The organism is Streptosporangium sp. NPDC006930 (assembly GCF_040635605.1).
Taxonomy (GTDB): domain Bacteria; phylum Actinomycetota; class Actinomycetes; order Streptosporangiales; family Streptosporangiaceae; genus Streptosporangium.
Map to the genome: position 1 here is coordinate 112562 of NZ_JBEYID010000016.1, position 18221 is coordinate 130782.

16 protein-coding genes are annotated in these 18221 nt (G+C 69.1%); 1 reads left to right on the forward strand and 15 read right to left on the reverse strand.

Going from position 1 to position 18221, the window contains the following annotated elements; translation table 11 throughout:
• Nucleotides 1-6: 6 nt before the first annotated feature.
• A complete protein-coding gene (gene rarD, locus ABZ664_RS26250) occupies nucleotides 7-1038 on the forward strand; it encodes an EamA family transporter RarD (protein ID WP_362515276.1) in 1032 nt (343 codons plus the stop codon).
• Here rarD and ABZ664_RS26255 read toward each other — a convergent pair.
• The 15 genes from ABZ664_RS26255 to ABZ664_RS26325 all read right to left on the reverse strand — a co-directional run bounded on the left by ABZ664_RS26255 (nucleotide 951) and on the right by ABZ664_RS26325 (nucleotide 18219).
• The gene (locus ABZ664_RS26255) at nucleotides 951-1352 is read right to left on the reverse strand and encodes a MarR family transcriptional regulator (protein WP_362515279.1); all 402 of its coding nucleotides are present in this window, start codon (nucleotides 1350-1352) and stop codon (nucleotides 951-953) included. The genes rarD and ABZ664_RS26255 overlap by 88 nt on opposite strands.
• A gap of 302 nt (nucleotides 1353-1654) precedes the next feature.
• Nucleotides 1655-2650 (reverse strand): polyprenyl synthetase family protein, encoded by a 996-nt coding sequence (locus ABZ664_RS26260; protein ID WP_362515282.1) that lies wholly within the window; start codon nucleotides 2648-2650, stop codon nucleotides 1655-1657.
• A gap of 14 nt (nucleotides 2651-2664) precedes the next feature.
• Nucleotides 2665-4215, reverse strand: a complete 1551-nt coding sequence (gene nuoN / locus ABZ664_RS26265; protein ID WP_362515285.1) for an NADH-quinone oxidoreductase subunit NuoN — start codon at nucleotides 4213-4215, stop codon at nucleotides 2665-2667.
• Entirely contained in the window at nucleotides 4212-5825 is a 1614-nt protein-coding gene (locus tag ABZ664_RS26270) for an NADH-quinone oxidoreductase subunit M (protein WP_362515289.1), read from the reverse strand. The genes nuoN and ABZ664_RS26270 overlap by 4 nt, the downstream gene beginning before the upstream one ends.
• A complete protein-coding gene (gene nuoL, locus ABZ664_RS26275; RefSeq protein WP_362515494.1) occupies nucleotides 5825-7687 on the reverse strand; it encodes an NADH-quinone oxidoreductase subunit L in 1863 nt (620 codons plus the stop codon). Before nuoL ends, ABZ664_RS26270 begins: the two co-directional genes overlap by 1 nt.
• A gap of 66 nt (nucleotides 7688-7753) precedes the next feature.
• On the reverse strand, nucleotides 7754-8050 hold the full coding sequence (gene nuoK, locus ABZ664_RS26280) for an NADH-quinone oxidoreductase subunit NuoK (RefSeq protein ID WP_350942636.1): 297 nt from the start codon (nucleotides 8048-8050) through the stop codon (nucleotides 7754-7756).
• The gene (locus ABZ664_RS26285; protein ID WP_362515292.1) at nucleotides 8047-8880 is read right to left on the reverse strand and encodes an NADH-quinone oxidoreductase subunit J; all 834 of its coding nucleotides are present in this window, start codon (nucleotides 8878-8880) and stop codon (nucleotides 8047-8049) included. Before ABZ664_RS26285 ends, nuoK begins: the two co-directional genes overlap by 4 nt.
• Nucleotides 8873-9388, reverse strand: coding sequence for an NADH-quinone oxidoreductase subunit NuoI (gene nuoI / locus ABZ664_RS26290; protein ID WP_350942633.1), 516 nt, complete (start codon nucleotides 9386-9388; stop codon nucleotides 8873-8875). The genes ABZ664_RS26285 and nuoI overlap by 8 nt, the downstream gene beginning before the upstream one ends.
• The gene (nuoH, locus tag ABZ664_RS26295; protein WP_362515295.1) at nucleotides 9375-10724 is read right to left on the reverse strand and encodes an NADH-quinone oxidoreductase subunit NuoH; all 1350 of its coding nucleotides are present in this window, start codon (nucleotides 10722-10724) and stop codon (nucleotides 9375-9377) included. The genes nuoI and nuoH overlap by 14 nt, the downstream gene beginning before the upstream one ends.
• Nucleotides 10724-13309 (reverse strand): NADH-quinone oxidoreductase subunit G, encoded by a 2586-nt coding sequence (locus tag ABZ664_RS26300; protein WP_362515297.1) that lies wholly within the window; start codon nucleotides 13307-13309, stop codon nucleotides 10724-10726. Before ABZ664_RS26300 ends, nuoH begins: the two co-directional genes overlap by 1 nt.
• Nucleotides 13310-13376: 67 nt before the next feature.
• A complete protein-coding gene (nuoF, locus tag ABZ664_RS26305; RefSeq protein ID WP_362515299.1) occupies nucleotides 13377-14663 on the reverse strand; it encodes an NADH-quinone oxidoreductase subunit NuoF in 1287 nt (428 codons plus the stop codon).
• 130 nt (nucleotides 14664-14793) lie between these two features.
• Complete coding sequence (gene nuoE, locus ABZ664_RS26310; RefSeq protein ID WP_362515496.1) at nucleotides 14794-15456, reverse strand: NADH-quinone oxidoreductase subunit NuoE; 663 nt, start codon at nucleotides 15454-15456, stop codon at nucleotides 14794-14796.
• 161 nt (nucleotides 15457-15617) lie between these two features.
• Complete coding sequence (locus ABZ664_RS26315) at nucleotides 15618-16985, reverse strand: NADH-quinone oxidoreductase subunit D (protein WP_362515301.1); 1368 nt, start codon at nucleotides 16983-16985, stop codon at nucleotides 15618-15620.
• The gene (locus tag ABZ664_RS26320; protein ID WP_362515303.1) at nucleotides 16982-17668 is read right to left on the reverse strand and encodes an NADH-quinone oxidoreductase subunit C; all 687 of its coding nucleotides are present in this window, start codon (nucleotides 17666-17668) and stop codon (nucleotides 16982-16984) included. Before ABZ664_RS26320 ends, ABZ664_RS26315 begins: the two co-directional genes overlap by 4 nt.
• Complete coding sequence (locus tag ABZ664_RS26325) at nucleotides 17665-18219, reverse strand: NADH-quinone oxidoreductase subunit B family protein (RefSeq protein ID WP_350942624.1); 555 nt, start codon at nucleotides 18217-18219, stop codon at nucleotides 17665-17667. The genes ABZ664_RS26320 and ABZ664_RS26325 overlap by 4 nt, the downstream gene beginning before the upstream one ends.
• Between the last annotated feature and the right edge of the window lie 2 nt (nucleotides 18220-18221).

Consider the following 18221-nt stretch of genomic DNA (forward strand, 5'->3'; position numbering starts at 1 on the left):
GGCTACATGCCTGAAACACGCCGGGGAGTCCTGTACGGCATCGCCGCCTACAGCATGTGGGGACTGTTCCCGCTGTACTGGCCGCTCCTGAAGCCCTCCACCGCCCTGGAGATCCTCGCTCACCGTATCGCGTGGTCCCTCGTCGCCGTGGTCGCCATCCTGGCGGTACGACGCCACTGGTCCTGGTTCCGCGCACTCCTGCGCACTCCGCGGAAGCTCGGCCTCCTCGTCCTGGCGGCGGCGATCATCACGGTCAACTGGGGCCTCTACATCTACGCCGTCAACAGCGGCAACGTGGTCGAAGGAGCTCTCGGCTACTTCATCAACCCGCTGGTCAGCGTGCTCTTCGGAGTGTTCCTGCTGAAGGAGCGGCTGCGAAGGTGGCAGTGGGTCGCGGTGGGACTGGGCACGGTGGCGGTGGTCATCCTCGCCTTCGACTACGGACGTCCGCCGTGGATCGCGCTCGTGCTGGCCGCCAGCTTCGGCACGTACGGGCTGGTAAAGAAGACCGCCGGGGTGGGCGCGGCGGAGAGCATGACGGTCGAGACGCTGGTGCTGCTGCTACCCGCGCTGGGCTACCTGGTCTATCTGGAACAGCAGGGAACGAACACGTTCGGCAACGTGGGAGCGGGCCACGCGTTGCTGCTGGCCGGGGCGGGTGTGGTCACCGCCGTCCCGCTGCTCTGCTTCACCGCCTCCGCGATCCGGATACCGCTCACCACGATCGGCCTGCTGCAGTACATCGCCCCGCTGCTGCAGTTCCTGTGCGGCGTGTTCGTCATGCGGGAGGTCATGCCGCCCAGTCGCTGGCTGGGGTTCTGTGTCATCTGGCTGGCACTGGCGGTCTTCACCTGGGACAGCCTCAGAACGGCCGCCCGGTCCCGCCGAACGGCCGCGAAATCCGTCCCGGTACGAGAGACCGGGAACGTGGAAACGGTGACCGGGGACGGTCAGGAGCCGCGTACGGCGAGGACGAGAGGGCTGAGCTCCGGGTCGATGTCAGCCTGTTCCAGGGCCGCGGCGAGGGAGCGCTCGTAGGTGGGCGTGGCCCCCGCCAGGCGGGTGCGCCCCTCATCGGTGATCACCGAGTAGACGCCTCGACGGTCGTCCGAGCAGAGGTCGCGCCGGGTCATCCCGGCCCCTTCGAGGCGGGCGACGAGACGGGTCACCGAGCTCTGGTTGAGTCCCACCGCCTCGGCGAGCTCCTGCATGCGCATACAGCCGCTAGGAGCGGTGGCGAGCCGTCCCAGTGCGCGGTACTCCGACAGGCCGAGGCCGTGCCCGCGCTGGAGTGCCTTGGTCAACTCCGCCTCCACGCGAGCGTGTAAGAGGGCGAAACGGTCCCATGACATGGTGATTCCTCCCAGGGTGTTCCATCGGCAGGAGTCTACATGCACGTACATTATTTGCTTTTATCTGCAAGTAATATCGTGGAAAAGACACGAAAAACAGGCTTGGCCGAGCCGGCCGGTGATCATGCCCGCGACAGCCGGCCCGAACGTTTCACGACGTGGTCGCGCGGGTCAGGTGACCGGCCCCCGGCGGGGTCAGGGCCGGGCGAACAACTCCCCGACGTGGTCAGGACCAGGCAGAACGGCTCCCCGGCACGTGCCGGGCGACGGGACCCGGCCCGACCCACACGATGGGCCGAGCGTCAGCCGGACCGCTCCACCACGTAGTCGCACAGTGCCAGGTAGGCGGCGCGGGCCGGGATGTCGGGAAGGCCGGCGAGCGCCTCGCGGGCACGGTCGGCCCAGGCGAGCAGCTCGGCGCGGGCACGCTCCATGGCGGGGTCGGCGCGGAGCAGGCGCAGGGCCTCCTCGATGTCCTCCTCCGCCACCGGACCGGCCAGCAGCTCGCGTAGGCGGGCGTTCTCGGGAGCGTCCGAGGCGAGGACGTAGAGCACCGGAAGGGTCTTGATGCCCTCGCGCAGGTCGGTTCCTGGCGTCTTGCCCGACTCGCCCGTCTCGGCGGCGACGTCGAGCAGGTCGTCGCCGAGCTGCCAGGCGACCCCGATCGCCTCGCAGGCCCGGGTCACACGCTCGATGATCTCGGGCGGGGCACCGCTGAGCATCGCGCCCAACCGGCCGCCGGTGGCCACCAGCGAGCCGGTCTTGTCGGCCAGCACCCCGATGTAGTGGGCCACCGGGTCGTCACCGGGGCGCGGGCCGATGGTCTCGCGAATCTGGCCGCGCACCAGGCGGGAGAACGTCTGGGCCTGGATCCTGATGATGTCGGAGCCGAGGTCCGCGAGGATCTCCGACGCCTGGGCGAACAGGTAGTCGCCGGTCAGGATGGCCACGGTGTTGTTCCAGCGGGCGTTCGCCGAGGCGGAGCCCCTGCGGACCGAGGCCTCGTCCATCACGTCGTCGTGATAGAGCGTCGCCAGGTGGGTCAGCTCGATCACCACGGCCCCCGGCACCACGCCCTCGGACTCCGGTGAGCCGAACTGGGCGGCGAGCAGGACCAGCATCGCCCGGAACCTCTTACCGCCGGCCTCGATGAGGTGCTTGGACGCCTCCGTGACGAAGGCGTCCTCGCTCTGCACCGAGGACCGCAGCAGTTTCTCGACCTCCGCCAGTCCGGTAGCGAGGTCCTGCGCCAGCCGTTCGTCGACAAGAGGGAGATCAACAACCGGTGGCGCAGCCATGAAACGTTACTCCTCTAGCGAATGAACAGCGCGGACGCAGCCTTGTCCGCGAGATCGAGCACCGGCTGCGGGAAGACTCCGAGCACTACCGTAGCCGCTGCCGCGAGAGCGACCACAGCCGAGGTGCCCACCGTGGGAGCCGCGATGGACGGCCCGTCGGCGGAGGGCTCGCTGAAGAACATCAGCACGATGACGCGGACGTAGAAGAACGCCGCGATCGCCGAGCTGACCACACCCACGACGACCAGCGGCAGCGCGTCACCGGCGACCGCCGCGGAGAAAACGGCGTACTTACCGAAGAAGCCGCTGGTGAGCGGGATGCCGGCGAAGGCGAGCAGGAAGAAGGCGAAGATGCCCGCGAGCACCGGGGCGCGCTTGCCCAGACCCGCCCACCGGGACAGGTGCCCGGCCTCGCCGCCCGCGTCGCGGACCATGGTGACGACCGCGAAGGCGCCGACCGTGGTGAAGCCGTACGCGGCCAGGTAGAACAGGATCGCCGACAGGGCCTGCGCGTTCTGCTCGGCGGCGCCGACCGCGACGACACCGGTGAGCAGGAAGCCCGCGTGCGCGATCGAGGAGTAGGCGAGCATCCGCTTGATCTCGGTCTGGGTGATGGCCAGGACCGCGCCGACGATCATCGTCAGGATCGCGACGCCCCACATGACCGGCTTCCAGTTCCACTCAAGACCGCCCAGAGCCACCCAGAAGACCCTGAGGACGGCGCCGAAGGCCGCGACGAGCACGGTGGAGGCCATCAGGGCGGTGACCGCGGTGGGCGCGCCCTGGTAGACGTCAGGCTTCCACGCCTGGAACGGCGCGGCTCCGATCTTGAAGAGCAGGCCGATGCCGAGCATCGCGGTACCGATCAGCAGCAGCGTCTCCTGGCCGCTGACCGCGCTGAGCGAGTCGCTGATGGCCCGCAGGTCCACCGACCCGGCGTAGCCGTAGACCAGGGCCATCCCGTACAGGAAGAAGGCCGAGGAGAACGCGCCGAGCAGGAAGTACTTGACCGAGGCCTCCTGCGAGAGCAGGCGGCGACGACGGGCCAGGCCACAGAGCAGGTACAGCGGCAGGGACAGGACCTCAAGCGCGACGAACATGACCAGCAGGTCGTTGGATGCGGCGAAGAGCAGCATGCCGCCGACCGAGAACAGCAGCAGCGGATAGACCTCGGTCTGGGCGTGACCGCTGAGGATCGCCTCCTCCTCGTCGGGGCTTCCCGGCACCGCCGCCGCCTGCGCGACGAACTGATCCTCGTCGTTGATCAGGAGCGTGCTGACCAGGGCGAGAACGAGGATGATGCCCCAGATGAACAGGGAGGGCCCGTCCACCGCGATGGAGCCCATCGCCGCCGGGGTGTCCGGCAGGCCGTTGACGGCGTTGAGCACCGTCATGAGGAACGCCCCGAGCAGGGCGAGCAGCGTGAGCGGCATGTGGATCGACTTGCGCAGGTAGCGGGGCGCGAACGCCTCGATCAGCACGCCGAGAATGGCCGCGCCGAAGACGAGCAGCACCGGCGAGAGCAACGCGTACTCGATCATCGGGGCTTTGATGGTGCCGTTCACTCGCCGGCCCCCTTCTGGTCTGCCACGGCGGGGTTGGGCTGGTCGATCTTGACGCTGGTGAGCGTCTTGTCCACCGCGGGATTGATCACGTCGAGCACCGGCTTGGGGAAGAAGCCCAGGGCGAGGAGCACCGCGATCAGCGGGATCACCACGAGCCTCTCGCGCCGGTCGAGATCGGGCATGGCGTAGGTCCTCTTCGGGGAGTCACCCTCGACCCGCACGGGCTCCTCCCCCGAGGAGACCGGCTCCTTCGCGGAGGAGGCGGCCACGGCGTACGCCGGGTTCGTGGCACCGGTCATCATGCGCTGGTACATCCACAGGACGTAGACGGCCGCGAGGACGACGCCGCTCGTCGCGATGATCGCCGGGATCGGGTAGCGCTCGTAGGTGCCGACCAGGACCATGAACTCGCTGACGAACGTGGACAGACCCGGCAGGGAGAGCCCGGAAAGACCGGCGATCAGGAAGGTGCCCGCGAGCAGCGGGGCGACCTTCTGCACGCCTCCGTAGTCGGCGATCTGACTGGAACCCCGACGGTAGATCAGGAATCCGGCGATGAGGAACAGCGCGCCGGTCGAGAAGCCGTGGTTCACCATGTAGAGGGTGGCGCCCGCGCCCGCGTTCGCGGTCATCGCGAAGACGCCCAGCGCGATGAAGCCGAAGTGCGAGATCGAGGTGTAGGCGATCAGGCGCTTCATGTCGGTCTGGCCGATCGCCACGATCGCGCCGTAGACGATGCCCACGACCGCGAGCACGATCACCAGCGGGGTGAAGAACTTCGACGCCTCGGGGAACAGCTCCAGGCAGAAGCGGAGCATCCCGTACGTACCGACCTTGTCCAGCACGCCCACCAGCAGCACCGCGGCACCGGCCGGGGCCTGCGCGGCGGCGTCGGGCAGCCAGGTGTGGAACGGCCACAGCGGCGCCTTCACCGCGAACGCGATGAAGAAGCCCGCGAAGAGCCACTTCTGCGTGGTCGGGTCCTGAACGGCCCCGATCAGTTCGGGGAACATGAAGGTGTTCTTCTCGGCGACCACGTAGAGCGCGATCACCGCGACCAGCATGAGCAGGCCGCCGAAGAGCGAGTACAGCAGGAACTTCACGGCCGCGTAGGACCGCTGCGCCCCGCCGTACGACCCGATCATGAAGTACATCGGGATGAGCATGGCTTCGAAGAAGACGTAGAACAGGAAGACGTCGGTCGCCGCGAAGACGCCGATCATCATCGCTTCCAGCACCAGCAGCAGCGCGAAGTAGGTCTTCACCGACCGCTTGGGCGGTGCCGCGGCCCCCGAGCCGTCGGCGTCGTGCCAGGAGGCGAGGATCACGATCGGCACGAGCACCGCCGACAGCGCGATCAGCACCAGGGCGATGCCGTCGACGCCGACGCCGTAGCGGACGCCGAAGCTCGGGATCCACTCGTAGACCTCGGCGAACTGGAACCGCGTCTCGGAGTTCGGGCTGAACTGGGCCGCGATGGCGCCGGTGAGCGCCAGCACGACGAGCGAGACCACCAGGGCCAGCTGCTTGGCGAGCTTGTCACTCTTGACAAGGGAGACACCCACCGCGCCCAGAACGGGCACGGCCATCAGGGTCGAGAGCCAGGGCATCACATGTTCCCTACGTAGAGCAGCGCGCCAACGACCACGGCGGCACCGAAGAGGATGGACAACGCGTAGGACCGCACGTAGCCGGTCTGGATGCGGCGCAGCCGCCCGGAGGTCCCGCCGATCCCCGCCGCCAGGCCGTTGACCAGGCCGTCGATGCCGCGGTTGTCGAAGAACACCGCGATGCGGGCCAGCCACTGGCCGGGGCGCATGAACAGCGCCTCGTTCAGCGCGTCGCCGTACAGGTCACGGCGGGCGAAGGTGGTGACGAACGAGCCGCGCGGGGCGACCCGGGGAACCTCGGCGGCACCGTAGCGGAACCAGGCGAGCACGACACCGACGGCGACCAGCGCGAGCGTGGTCAGGCCGGGGACGCTGAAGGGGTGGAACCCGGGGAGCTCCTCGGGCAGGCCCACCGCAGGGGCGAGGAACCTCATGAGCCGGTTGTCCAGGATCATGAAGGCGCCCAGGACGATCGAGCCGATCGAGAGCACGATGAGCGGCACGGTCATCACCGAGGGCGACTCGTGCGGGTGCACGTCGTCGGCCCAGCGCTTCTTGCCGAAGAAGGTCATGAAGACCATCCGCGACATGTAGAAGCCGGTGATGCCCGCGCCCAGGACCGCGAGCCAGCCCAGGATCTGGTTGTGGTGCATCGCCGTCTCGATGATGCCGTCCTTGGTGAAGTAACCGGACAGCAGCGGGAAGCCGATGATCGCGAGGTAGCCGACGATGAAGGTGGCCGCGGTGACCTTCATCACCGAGAACAGCCCGCCGTACTTGCGCATGTCGACCTCGTCGTTCATGGCGTGCATCACCGAGCCCGCCCCGAGGAACATGTTGGCCTTGAAGAAGCCGTGCCCGATCAGGTGCGCGATGGCGAACGCGTAGCCGACGGGGCCGAGGCCCGCGCCGAGCATCATGTAGCCGATCTGCGACATCGTCGAGCCCGCGAGGCCCTTCTTGATGTCGTCCTTGGCGCAACCGATGATCGCACCGGCGAGCAGCGTGGCCACACCGACGATCGTCACGACGAGCTGCGCGGTCGGGGCCGCCTCGAAGAACGCACCGGAGCGGACGACCAGGTAGACGCCCGCGGTGACCATGGTCGCGGCGTGGATGAGCGCCGAGACCGGGGTCGGGCCCTCCATCGCGTCCAGCAGCCACGACTGCAGCGGCAGCTGGGCCGACTTGCCGCAGGCGCCCAGGAGCAGCAGCAGGCCGATCGCGGTGATCGTGCCCTGCGAGGCGCCGCCGGACTGGATCGCCCCGCTCACGGTCTGGCCGGACAGCTCGCCGAAGGCGACCGTGCCGAACGTCGTGAACATCGTGAAGATCGCGATCAGCAGGCCGACGTCACCGACGCGGTTGACGATGAAGGCCTTCTTCGCCGCGGCCGCCGCCGAGGGCTTGAACTGCCAGAACCCGATGAGCAGGTACGAGGCGAGGCCCACGCCCTCCCATCCGATGAACAGGGCGACGTAGTTGTCGGCCAGCACCAGCAGGAGCATCGCCGCGACGAACAGGTTCAGGTACGCGAAGAACCTGCGCCGGTCCTGGTCGTGCGACATGTAGCCGATCGAGTAGATGTGGATCAGCGATCCCACACCGGTGATCAGCAGGGCGAAGCTGATCGAGAGCGGGTCGATCAGCAGCCCCATGTCGGCGAGGCCGGGGATGAACTGGTAGAGCGAGACGCCCTGACGGCGCTGCGCTTCGGGCAGGCCGAGGATCTCGACGAAGGCGGCGACCGCCACCACGAAGGCGCCCAGGGACATCGCGACGCCGAGGAGGTGCCCCCAGCGGTCGGTGCGACGCCCGCCCAGCAACAGGACCGCGGCGCCGAGCAGCGGGAGGGCGATCATGAGCCAGGAGACTCCGATCACGCCCCCGGAATGCTGGATGATCTCAGCGGGTTCCACGGCCACCTCTTAGTACTTCAGCAGGTTGGCGTCGTCCACCGACGCGGACCTGCGGGTTCGGAAGATCATCACGATGATGGCGAGGCCGACGACGACCTCGGCCGCGGCCACCACCATCACGAAGAACGCGATGATCTGGCCGTCCAGGTTGCCATGCTGCCTGGCGAAGGTGACGAACGCGAGGTTGCAGGCGTTGAGCATGAGCTCCACGCACATGAACACCACGATCGCGTTGCGCCGCACCAGCACACCGACGGCGCCGATCGCGAACAGCAGCGCGGAGAGCACCAGATAGTGAGTCGTCACTTGCCGTCCTCCTGCTGGAGTGCCGCGTCCCTCACATGGACGGGCTCGTCGCCCGAGTCGGAGTCACGGCCCTGCGCCGCCTCCTTCTCCAGGACCTGCTTGATGAGCGCCGCCTTCTCCGGGTCGGTCGGCTCAAAGCCCTCCGCGACCTGCCGGGCGAGCACCCGGTTGACGGACTTCTCCGAGACCGTGCCGTCGGGCAGCAGGGCCGGCATGTCGATCGCGTTGTGCAGCGCGTAGGTGCCGGGTCCCGGCAGCGGCGAGGGCTGCGGGCCGGCGAAGCGGGCGCGGGCCAGGTCACGCTGGGTGGCCTTGGGCCGGATGCGCTCGCGGTGCGCCAGCACCATCGCGCCGAGCGCGGCGGTGATCAGCAGCGCCGAGGTGACCTCGAAGGCGAAGACGTATCTGGTGAAGATGAGCTCCGCCAGGCCGGGCACGTTGCCGCCCGCCGCCTGCACGGCCGCGTCGAGGCCGACGGGCGCGGCGTAGACGGCGTTGCCGACACCCAGGGCGAGCAGCACCGCGAAGCTCAGGCCCGCGACGGACGCCCACAGGCGCTGTCCCCTGATCGTCTCGACCAGTGAGTCGGCGGAGTCGACGCCGACGAGCATCAGGACGAACAGGAAGAGCATCATGACCGCGCCGGTGTAGACGATGATCTGCACCGCGGCGAGGAAGGGGGCCTCCTGGACGGCGTACAGCACGGCGAGCGACAGCATGACGACGCCCAGCATCAGCGCCGAGTAGACCGCCCTGCGGCTGAAGACGAGCCCGAGGGCGGCCCCCACCGAGACGACCGCGAGAACCCAGAACGTGATGGTCTCACCCATTGTTACGTCCCAGCCGGTAGTAGTCCTCTTCGTTCTCGCCGAGACGCATGGGGTGCGGCGGGATCTCCATGCCGGGACCGAGCGGCGCGAGCAGCATCTCCTTGGTGTAGATCAGGCTCTCACGGCTGGTGTCGGCGAGGTCGTACTCGTTGGTCATCGTGAGCGCCCGTGTCGGGCACGCCTCGATGCACAGGCCGCACAGGATGCACCGCAGATAGTTGATCTGGTAGGTGCGCCCGTAGCGCTCACCCGGCGAGAACCGCTCCTCGTCGGTGTTGTCCGCGCCCTCGACGAAGATCGCGTCGGCCGGACACGCCCAGGCGCACAGCTCACAGCCGACGCACTTCTCCAGGCCGTCGGGCCAGCGGTTGAGCTGGTGCCGGCCGTGGAAGCGCGGCGCCGTGGGCCGCTGCTCCTCGGGATAGTTGACCGTCTCGACCTTCTTGAACATCGTGTGGAAGGTCACGCCGAACCCCTTTATCGGGTTCAGCCAATCAGTTGCTCCCACTGGGAACCTCCTTGCGCGCTACACCGTGGTAGTGCGGCAGGTCGAGCGGCGGCACCGGGAAGCCACCCGCGGACGGCTCGGCTTGGAGTTGCTCGAACTCGGCCTCGACCTGGGCGGCCTTGGCCTCCTTGCGCTTCTGCAGCACACTGTCGAAGCGCCACCAGATCCCGAGGCAGGCGATCATCACGACCGCGGCCAGGATGAGCACGAGCGAGCGGTCGGTGCCCTCCAGCTGCAGGGCCCGCACCGTGGCGACGAGCATGATCCAGGCCAGGTTGACCGGGATGAGGATCTTCCAGCCGAGGGCCATCAGCTGGTCGTACCTGACGCGCGGCAGCGAGGCGCGGCACCAGACGAAGAAGGAGAAGACCAGCACCATCTTGAGGAAGAACCACAGCAGCGGCCACCAGCCGGTGTTGGCCCCGTCCCACATCGAGATCGGCCACGGGGCCCGCCAGCCGCCCATGAACAGGGTGATGGAGACCGCGGAGACCACGAAGACGTTGACGTACTCGGCGAGCATGATGACCGCGAACTTCAACGAGTTGGAGTATTCGGTCTGGAAACCGCCGACCAGCTCGCCCTCACCCTCGGGCAGGTCGAAGGGGACCCGGTTCGTCTCGCCCAGCATCGTGATGATGTAGATCAGGAAGGACGGGATCAGCAGGACCATGTACCAGGAGGGCATCGAGAGCTGCAGGCCGAACAGGTTGAGCTCCCCGCCGGACGCCTGCTTCGCGACGATCTCCGAGGTGGAGAGGGTCCCGGCGAACAGGAAGACCCCCACGAACGACAGGCCCATCGCAATCTCGTACGAGACCACCTGGGCGCTGGCCCGCAGGCCGCCGAGCATCGAGTAGGGGGAGCGCGAGCCCCAGCCGGCCAGCACGATGCCGTACACGCCGATCGAGGCCATCGCGAGCACCAGCAGCACCGCGACCGGAAGGTCGGTGAGCTGCAGCGGCGTCTGCACCCCGAACATCGAGACCATCGGGCCCATCGGGATCACGGAGAAGGCCATGAAGGCCGGGACCGCCAGGACGACCGGGGCGATGAAGTAGATCACCTTGTCGACGGTCCTGGGCATCAGGTCTTCCTTCAGCCCCATCTTGAGACCGTCGGCCACCGACTGGAGCAACCCGAACTTGCCCGCCCGGTTGGGGCCGTACCGGTTCTGCATGCGGGAGATGAGCTTGCGCTCGAACCACACGCCGAACAGCACGCCCAGCATCAGGACGATGAAGATGACGACGGCCTTGATGATGCTGATCCAGAGCGGGTCCTTGCCGAAGTCGGCGAGGGTCGGATCGGCCGCTAGAAGAGTCCGGGCATTCATTACCGCTCCTCGTTGGCTTCGCCGGCGGCACGTGCCTCGCCGGCCGTCGTGCCGGTGGCACGCTCGTCGGGTCCGGTGCCCGCGACGGTGCTCGCCGAGCCCGGCGTGACCGGGCTCGCCGCGGCGGGCGCGACGGCGGCGTCTTCCCAGGACACGGGGCCTGGCGAGGAGGCGCCGATCCTGACGACGTCACCGGCGACGGCGCGCAGGTCCCGGGTGACCGAGCGTCCCGCGGAGTTGGCGGGCAGCCACACCACCCGGTCGGGCAGGTCCGCGATCCGCACCGGCAGGCTCAGCGAGCCGCGCTCGGTGCTGACGACGATCTCGCCGCCGTCGACCAGGCCGGACTCGGCCGCGGTCGACTCCGACACCAGCGCGTGTGCCGGGCGGGCGGTGCCCGCCAGGTACGGCTCTCCGGCCTGCAGGCGACCGTCGTCGAGCAGCAGGTGCCAGCTGGCCAGGACGGCCTCTCCCGCCCGCGGCCCGGCCGCGGTCCGGCCTGCCGCGTCGGGGGCGGCTGCCCTGGAGCCGCGCCACGCGCCGATCGAGCCGAGCTCGCGGCGGGCGGCGGCCGGGTCGGGCAGGCCGAGGTGCACGTCCATCGCGTCGGCGATGGCGGAGACGACCCGCAGGTCACTCATGATCCCCGGAACCGGGATCGCCTCGGCGAAGGTGCGCCCGCGTCCCTCCCAGTCGACGAAGGTGCCCGACTTCTCGGCCACCACGGCGACGGGGAGCACCACGTCGGCGCGGTCGGTGACCGCACTGGCGCGCTGCTCCAGGCTCACGATGAACGGGGTGTTCTCCAGGGCGAGCAGTGCGGCCTGCGGCGCCGGCAGGTCGTAGGGGTCGACACCGGCGACGACGAGGGCGTCGATCTGGCCGTCGAGCGCCGCCGCCAGCATGGCGGTGGTGTCGCGGCCCTCACCCTCGGGCAGTGAGGCGACGTTCCAGGCCCTCGCCACCTCGGCGCGGGCGGTCTCGTCGCCGACCGGGCGGCCGATCGGCAGCAGGTTCGGCAGCGCACCGGCCTCGATCGCGCCGCGCTCGCCGGCGCGGCGCGGGATCCAGGCCAGCCGGGCGCCGGTGGAGTCGGCGAGCCGCAGCAGCGCCGAGAGCGCGCCCGGCACGGTGGCGAGCCGCTCACCGGCGAGAATGATCGTGCCCGGCTGCCTGATCGCCTCGGCGGCGATCGCGTCCACGGTGGCCAGGTCGTCCAGCACGGCGGTCTCCGAGCCCGGCACCGCCGGGATGAGGGTGCCGCCCATCTTCGCCAGGCCGGGGCCGGCGAACGGCGCGACCGAGAAGACCTTCAGGCCCTTCTTCCGTGCCGCCTTGCGCAGGCGCAGGAAGACGATCGGCGACTCCTCGTCGGGCTCGAACCCCGCCAGAAGCACCGCGGGCGCCTTTTCCAGGTCGGCGTAGCGGACCTCGATGCCCCGGCCGGCGACGGCGTGCGCCAGGAACCGCGCCTCCTCCTCGGAGTGCGGCCTGGCGCGGAAGTCGATGTCGTTCGTGCCGAGGGCGATCCGGGCGAACTTCGCGTACCCATACGCCTCCTCGACGGTGAGGCGACCGCCGACCAGCACGCCCGCGCGCCCGCGCGCCGCGGACAGGCCCTTGGCGGCCGCGGCGAACGCCTCGGGCCAGGAGGCGGGGACCAGGCGTCCCTCCTCGTCACGGACGAGGGGGGTCTTCAGCCGGTCGGGCTGGGTCGCGTAGGTGAAGGCCCAGCGACCCTTGTCGCAGTTCCACTCCTCGTTCACCTCGGGGTCGTCCCCGGCGAGGCGGCGGGTGACCTTGCCGCGCCGGTGGTCGGTGCGCAGCGAGCAGCCGCTCGCGCAGTGCTCGCAGGCGCTGGGCGTGGAGACCAGGTCGAACGGGCGGGCCTGGAAGCGGTACGCGGCACCGGTCAGCGCGCCCACCGGGCAGATCTGCACGGTGTTGCCCGAGAAGTAGGACTCGAACGGGCGGCCGTCGGCGGTGGCGACCTGCTCCTTGGCCCCGCGCTCGAAGAAGTCGATGAGCGGGTCGCCGGCGATCTCGTCGGAGAAGCGGATGCAGCGCGCGCACTGGACGCAGCGCTCGCGGTCGAGCAGCACCTCCGAGGAGAGCGCGACCGGCTTCTCGAAGATCCGCTTCTTCTCCGTGAAGCGGCTCTCGCCCTGGCCGTTGGACATCGCCTGGTTCTGCAACGGGCACTCGCCGCCCTTGTCGCAGACCGGGCAGTCGAGCGGGTGGTTCAGGAGCAGCAGCTCCATCACGCCGCGCTGCGCCTTCTCGGCGACCGGGGAGGTGAGCTGGGTCTGGACGACCATGCCCTCGGCGACCTCGATCGCGCAGGAGGGCTGCGGCTTGGGGAAGCCGCGGCCGTTGCCGGCGTCGGGGATGTCCACCAGGCACTGGCGGCAGTTGGCGGCCGGCTCAAGCAGCGGGTGGTCGCAGAACCGGGGGATCTGGATGCCGAGCAGCTCGGCGGCCCGGATGATGAGCGTGCCCTTGGGGACGCTCACCTGGAAGCCGTCGATGGTGACGGTGACCAGGTTCACCGGCGCCTGCTGCTCCGGGGTGGTTTCGACGGTCATGGCGTCTCCTCCGTCGGCCTGGTGACCGAGACGGTGCTGTGCTTGCCGGTTGCCTGGATCCGCGCGCTCACTGGGCACCCCACACCGTGGACGGGGCGTGATCGAACGGGCAGCCGCCGATCTCGAAGTGCTTGAGGTATTCGTCGCGGAAGTGCTTCACCGACGAGTGGATGGGGCTGGTGGCACCGTCGCCCAGGGCGCAGAAGGAGCGTCCCAGGATGTTGTCGGCGATGTCGGTGATCGTGGTCAGGTCCTCTTCGGTGCCCTGCCCCTTCTCCAGCCGCTTGAGCACCTGCTTGAGCCAGAAGGTGCCCTCCCGGCAGGGGGTACACTTGCCGCACGACTCGTGCGCGTAGAACTCCGTCCAGCGGAGCACCGCGCGCACCACGCAGGTGGTCTCGTCGAAGATCTGCAGGGCTCGGGTGCCGAGCATCGAGCCCTTCGCCCCGACGGACTCGAAGTCCAGCGGGACGTCGAGGTGCTCGTCGGTGAAGATCGGGGTGCTCGACCCGCCGGGGGTCCAGAACTTGAGCCGGTGGCCCTCGCGGATGCCGCCGGACATCTCCAGCAGCTCGCGCAGCGTGATGCCGAGCGGGGCCTCGTACTGGCCGGGCCTGGTCACGTGGCCGCTCAGCGAGAAGATGCCGAAGCCCTTGGACTTCTCCGTGCCCATCCCGGCGAACCAGTCGGCGCCGTTCGCGATGATGGAGGGAACACTCGCGACAGACTCGACGTTGTTGACGACGGTCGGCGAGGCGTACAGGCCCGCCACGGCGGGGAAGGGGGGCTTGAGCCGAGGTTGGCCGCGGTAGCCCTCCAGCGAGTCGAGCAGCGCCGTCTCCTCGCCGCAGATGTAGGCGCCGGCGCCACTGTGCACGACCAGATCCAGGTCGAAGCCGGAGCCGAACAGGTCGGTGCCGAGGTGGCCCTTGGCGTACGCCTCGGCCACGGCCGCCTGCAGGCGGCGCACGACGTGCAGCACCTCGCCGCGCACGTAGATGAAGGCGTGGTTGGCCCGGATCGCGTACGCGGTGATGATGACGCCCTCGACGAGCGCGTGCGGGTTCGCCATCATCAGCGGGATGTCCTTGCACGTGCCCGGCTCGGACTCGTCGGCGTTCACCACCAGATAGTGCGGCTTGCCGTCCCCCTGGGGGATGAAGCCCCACTTCATGCCGGTGGGGAAGCCCGCGCCGCCTCGGCCGCGCAGTCCGGAGTCCTTGACGGCCTGGATGACGGCGTCGGGGTCCATGCCCAGCGCCTTCTTGGCCGCCGAGTAGTCGCCGTAGCCCTCCAGGGTGAAGGAGTTGGGCTGGTCCCAGTTCGCGGTGAGAACCGGGGTGAGAGTGGTCACTTCGTCTCCTCGCCTGACAGCCCGTCGCTCCGTGACGAGGCCGCGCCGTGCCTGTCGGCACGCTCGTTACGCCCGCACGCGCCGGTCTGACCGGCGCGCCCGCTCGTGGTGGCTCCGCTCCGTGTCACGCTCACGCCTCCGGAGCCTTCCATCCGTTCGCCTTCGCGATCTTCAGGCCCTCCAGGGAGGCGCCCTTCGCGGAGGGGCCGTCGCCGGCCAGGCCGTCGGGCAGGCCCGCGAGCACCCGGGAGGCCTCCTTGAACGTGCAGAGCTTCTTCGGACCCCGGGTCGGGGAGAGTTCCTTGCCGTCCCTGAGGTCGTCGACGAGCTGCTTGGCCGACGCCGGGGTCTGGTTGTCGAAGAACTCCCAGTTGACCATCATCACCGGGGCGAAGTCGCAGGCGGCGTTGCACTCCAGCCGCTCCAGCGAGACCTTGCCGTCGGAGGTCGTCTCGTCGTGGCCGATGCCGGTGTGCTCGGACAGTTCGTCCCAGATCTGGTCGCCGCCCATCACCGCGCAGAGCGTGTTGATGCACACGCCCACGTGGTACTGGCCCATCGGCCTGCGCTTGTACATCGTGTAGAAGGTGGAGACACCGACCACCTCGGCCTTGCTCAGGCCGAGTATCTCGGCGCAGAACTCGTGGCCGTCGTCGGAGACGTAGCCGTCCTCCGACTGCACCAGGTGCAGCAGGGGCAGCAGGGCCGACCGCGGCTTCGGGTAGCGGCCGATGATCTCCTTGGCGTCGCGCTCCAGGCGCTCCCGCACTTCCGGCGCGTACCCCTTGGTCACGGTCGCGCTCACCTCCTCGCCGCCCGTGCGGGCGGCCTCGTTCGAGGGCTCGCCGCCCAGGGCGGTGGTCGTCCCGAGGGCGCTCTCGCCCGTCAGGCCGGTGCCCGTGCTCGCGTCGAGCTTCTCGTGCGCCGGCCGGCCGTCCTGGCCCTTGCTGGAACTCATCGGTCGACACCTCCCATCACCGGGTCGATCGAGGCCACCGCCGAGATGACGTCGGCGATCATGCCGCCCTCGCACGTCACGGGCATGGCCTGCAGGTTCGTGAAGGACGGGTCGCGGAAGTGTACGCGGTAGGGGCGGGTCCCGCCGTCGCTGACCACGTGGGCGCCGAGCTCGCCCCTGGGCGACTCGACGGCGGCGTACGCCTGCCCCGCCGGGACCCGGAAGCCCTCGGTCACCAGCTTGAAGTGGTGGATCAGCGCCTCCATGGAGCCGCTCATGATGTGCGCGATGTGGTCGGGCGAGTTGCCCAGGCCGTCGGGGCCGAGCGCGAGCTGCGCGGGCCAGCCGATCTTCTTGTCGTCGACCATCACCCGGCCGTTCTTGAGCGGCCCGGAGAGACGGTCGAGAGCCTGCTCAATGATCTTGAGCGACTCCTCCATCTCGGCGACCCGTACCAGGTAGCGGCCGTAGACGTCGGCGGTCTTCTCGGTCGGGACGTCGAACTCGTAGGTCTCGTAGCCGCAGTAGGGCTGCGACTTGCGCAGGTCCCACGGCAGGCCGGCGGCCCGCAGCATCGGGCCGGTGACGCCCAGCGCCATGCAGCCGGTGAGGTCGAGGTAGGCGACGTCCTTGGTGCGGGCCAGGTAGACCGGGTTCGCGTCCAGCATCTTGCGCATGTCCCTGATGCGCCCCGGCATGACCTTGAGCAGCTCGCCGACCTTGTCGACGGCGCCCGCGGGCAGGTCGACGGAGACGCCTCCCGGCCTGACGTAGGCCATGTTCATCCGCAGGCCGGTGATGTACTCCATCACGTCGAGCACCATCTCGCGCTCGCGCGACCCGAAGAGGAACGGCGTGGTCGCGCCCAGCTCCATGCCGAAGGTGCCGATCGCCACCATGTGCGAGGAGATCCGGGTGAGCTCCATCATCATCACGCGGATCGCCTGGGCCCGCTCGGGGACCCGGTCGGTGATGCCCAGCAGCCGCTCGACGCCCATGCAGTAGGCGGTCTCGTTGAAGATCGGCGCCAGGTAGTCCATCCGGGTGACGAACGTCGTGCCCTGGGTCCACGTCCGGTATTCGAGGTTCTTCTCGATGCCGGTGTGCAGGTAGCCGATGACCGTGCGGGCCTCGGTGACCGTCTCGCCGTCCAGGTTCAGGACCAGGCGGAGCACGCCGTGCGTGGACGGGTGCTGGGGGCCCATGTTGATGACGAGCTGCTGGTCCTGCTGGCCGGAGAGGCTCTCGACCAGCTCGCTCCAGTCGTTGCCCGAGACGGTGTAGACCTTGCCCTCGGTGGCCTCGTCGTACGCGTCGTACGGGCCGTCGATGGTCTCTTTCGTCTCCTGGTGAGGGACGCTCATGTGTAGGACCTCCTCTGGTCCGGCGCGGGGATCTCGGCGCCGCGGTACTCGACCGGGATGCCGCCGAGCGGGTAGTCCTTGCGCTGGGGGTGACCGTCCCAGTCGTCGGGCATCATGATCCGGGTCAGCGCCGGGTGCCCGTCGAAGACGATGCCGAAGAAGTCCCAGGTCTCGCGTTCGTGCCAGTCGTGCGTCGGGTAGACGGAGACCGTGGAGGGGATGTGCCGGTCGTCGTCGGGGCAGGAGACCTCGACGCGCAGGCGGCGGTTGTGGGTGATCGAGCACAGGTGGATCACCGCGTGCAGCTCCTCGCCCTCCAGGTGGGGGTAGTGCACGCCGGAGACGCCGAGCGAGAGCTCGAAGCGCAGGGCGGCGTCGTCGCGCAGGATCCTCATCACGTCGAGCAGGCGCTCACGCTTGACGTGGAAGGTCAGCTCGCCGCGGTCGACGACCACGCGCTCGACGGCCTCGCCGAGGTCGCCGCCGAGGGCGCGCTCCAGCTCGTCGGCGATGGTGTCGAAGTAGCCGCCGTACGGGCGGGCGCTGGACAGTTCGGGCTTGCGCCGCACGACGAGGCGGCCGTAGCCAGAGGTGTCACCGGTGCCCGAGGCGCCGAACATGCCCAGATGGGCGATCGGCTGCTTCGGCACCTCGGGGAGGTTCTCGGTGGGTTCGCTCGTCATTTCTTGGCGCTCCCCTGGTCGATCAGCGGCAGCGTCCGCAGGGCCTGCAGTTCGAGCTCGTCGATCTGCTTGGCGCGGTGCGCGCCGAACTTCATGTTCTGGATCTTGTCGTGCAGCTTGACGATCGCGTCGATGAGCATCTCGGGGCGCGGCGGGCAGCCGGGAAGGTAGATGTCGACGGGGACGACGTGGTCGACGCCCTGCACGATCGCGTAGTTGTTGAACATGCCGCCGCTGGAGGCGCAGACGCCCATCGCGATGACCCACTTGGGCTCGGCCATCTGGTCGTAGATCTGGCGCAGCACCGGGGCCATCTTCTGCGAAAGCCGTCCCGCGACGATCATCAGGTCGGCCTGGCGCGGAGACGCCGAGGCACGCTCCATGCCGAAGCGCGCCAGGTCGTGCTTGGGACCGCCGGTGGACATCAGCTCGATGGCGCAGCATGCGAGGCCGAACGTCGCCGGCCAGACGGAGTTCTTGCGCGCCCAGCCGGCGACCTGCTCGACCGTGCTGAGCATGAACCCGCTCGGAAGTTTCTCTTCAAGACCCATAT

Bases quoted from the DNA above. Each gene is read 5' to 3' on its own strand.
- ABZ664_RS26260 (WP_362515282.1), bottom strand. From the start codon at position 2,650: ATGGCTGCGCCACCGGTTGTTGATCTCCCTCTTGTCGACGAACGGCTG.
- ABZ664_RS26320 (WP_362515303.1), bottom strand. From the start codon at position 17,668: ATGACGAGCGAACCCACCGAGAACCTCCCCGAGGTGCCGAAGCAGCCG.
- nuoH (WP_362515295.1), bottom strand. From the start codon at position 10,724: ATGAATGCCCGGACTCTTCTAGCGGCCGATCCGACCCTCGCCGACTTC.
- ABZ664_RS26315 (WP_362515301.1), bottom strand. From the start codon at position 16,985: ATGAGCGTCCCTCACCAGGAGACGAAAGAGACCATCGACGGCCCGTAC.
- rarD (WP_362515276.1), top strand. From the start codon at position 7: ATGCCTGAAACACGCCGGGGAGTCCTGTACGGCATCGCCGCCTACAGC.
- ABZ664_RS26285 (WP_362515292.1), bottom strand. From the start codon at position 8,880: ATGGGTGAGACCATCACGTTCTGGGTTCTCGCGGTCGTCTCGGTGGGG.
- ABZ664_RS26300 (WP_362515297.1), bottom strand. From the start codon at position 13,309: ATGACCGTCGAAACCACCCCGGAGCAGCAGGCGCCGGTGAACCTGGTC.
- nuoL (WP_362515494.1), bottom strand. From the start codon at position 7,687: ATGATCGCCCTCCCGCTGCTCGGCGCCGCGGTCCTGTTGCTGGGCGGG.
- ABZ664_RS26325 (WP_350942624.1), bottom strand. From the start codon at position 18,219: ATGGGTCTTGAAGAGAAACTTCCGAGCGGGTTCATGCTCAGCACGGTC.
- ABZ664_RS26270 (WP_362515289.1), bottom strand. From the start codon at position 5,825: ATGCCCTGGCTCTCGACCCTGATGGCCGTGCCCGTTCTGGGCGCGGTG.
- ABZ664_RS26255 (WP_362515279.1), bottom strand. From the start codon at position 1,352: ATGTCATGGGACCGTTTCGCCCTCTTACACGCTCGCGTGGAGGCGGAG.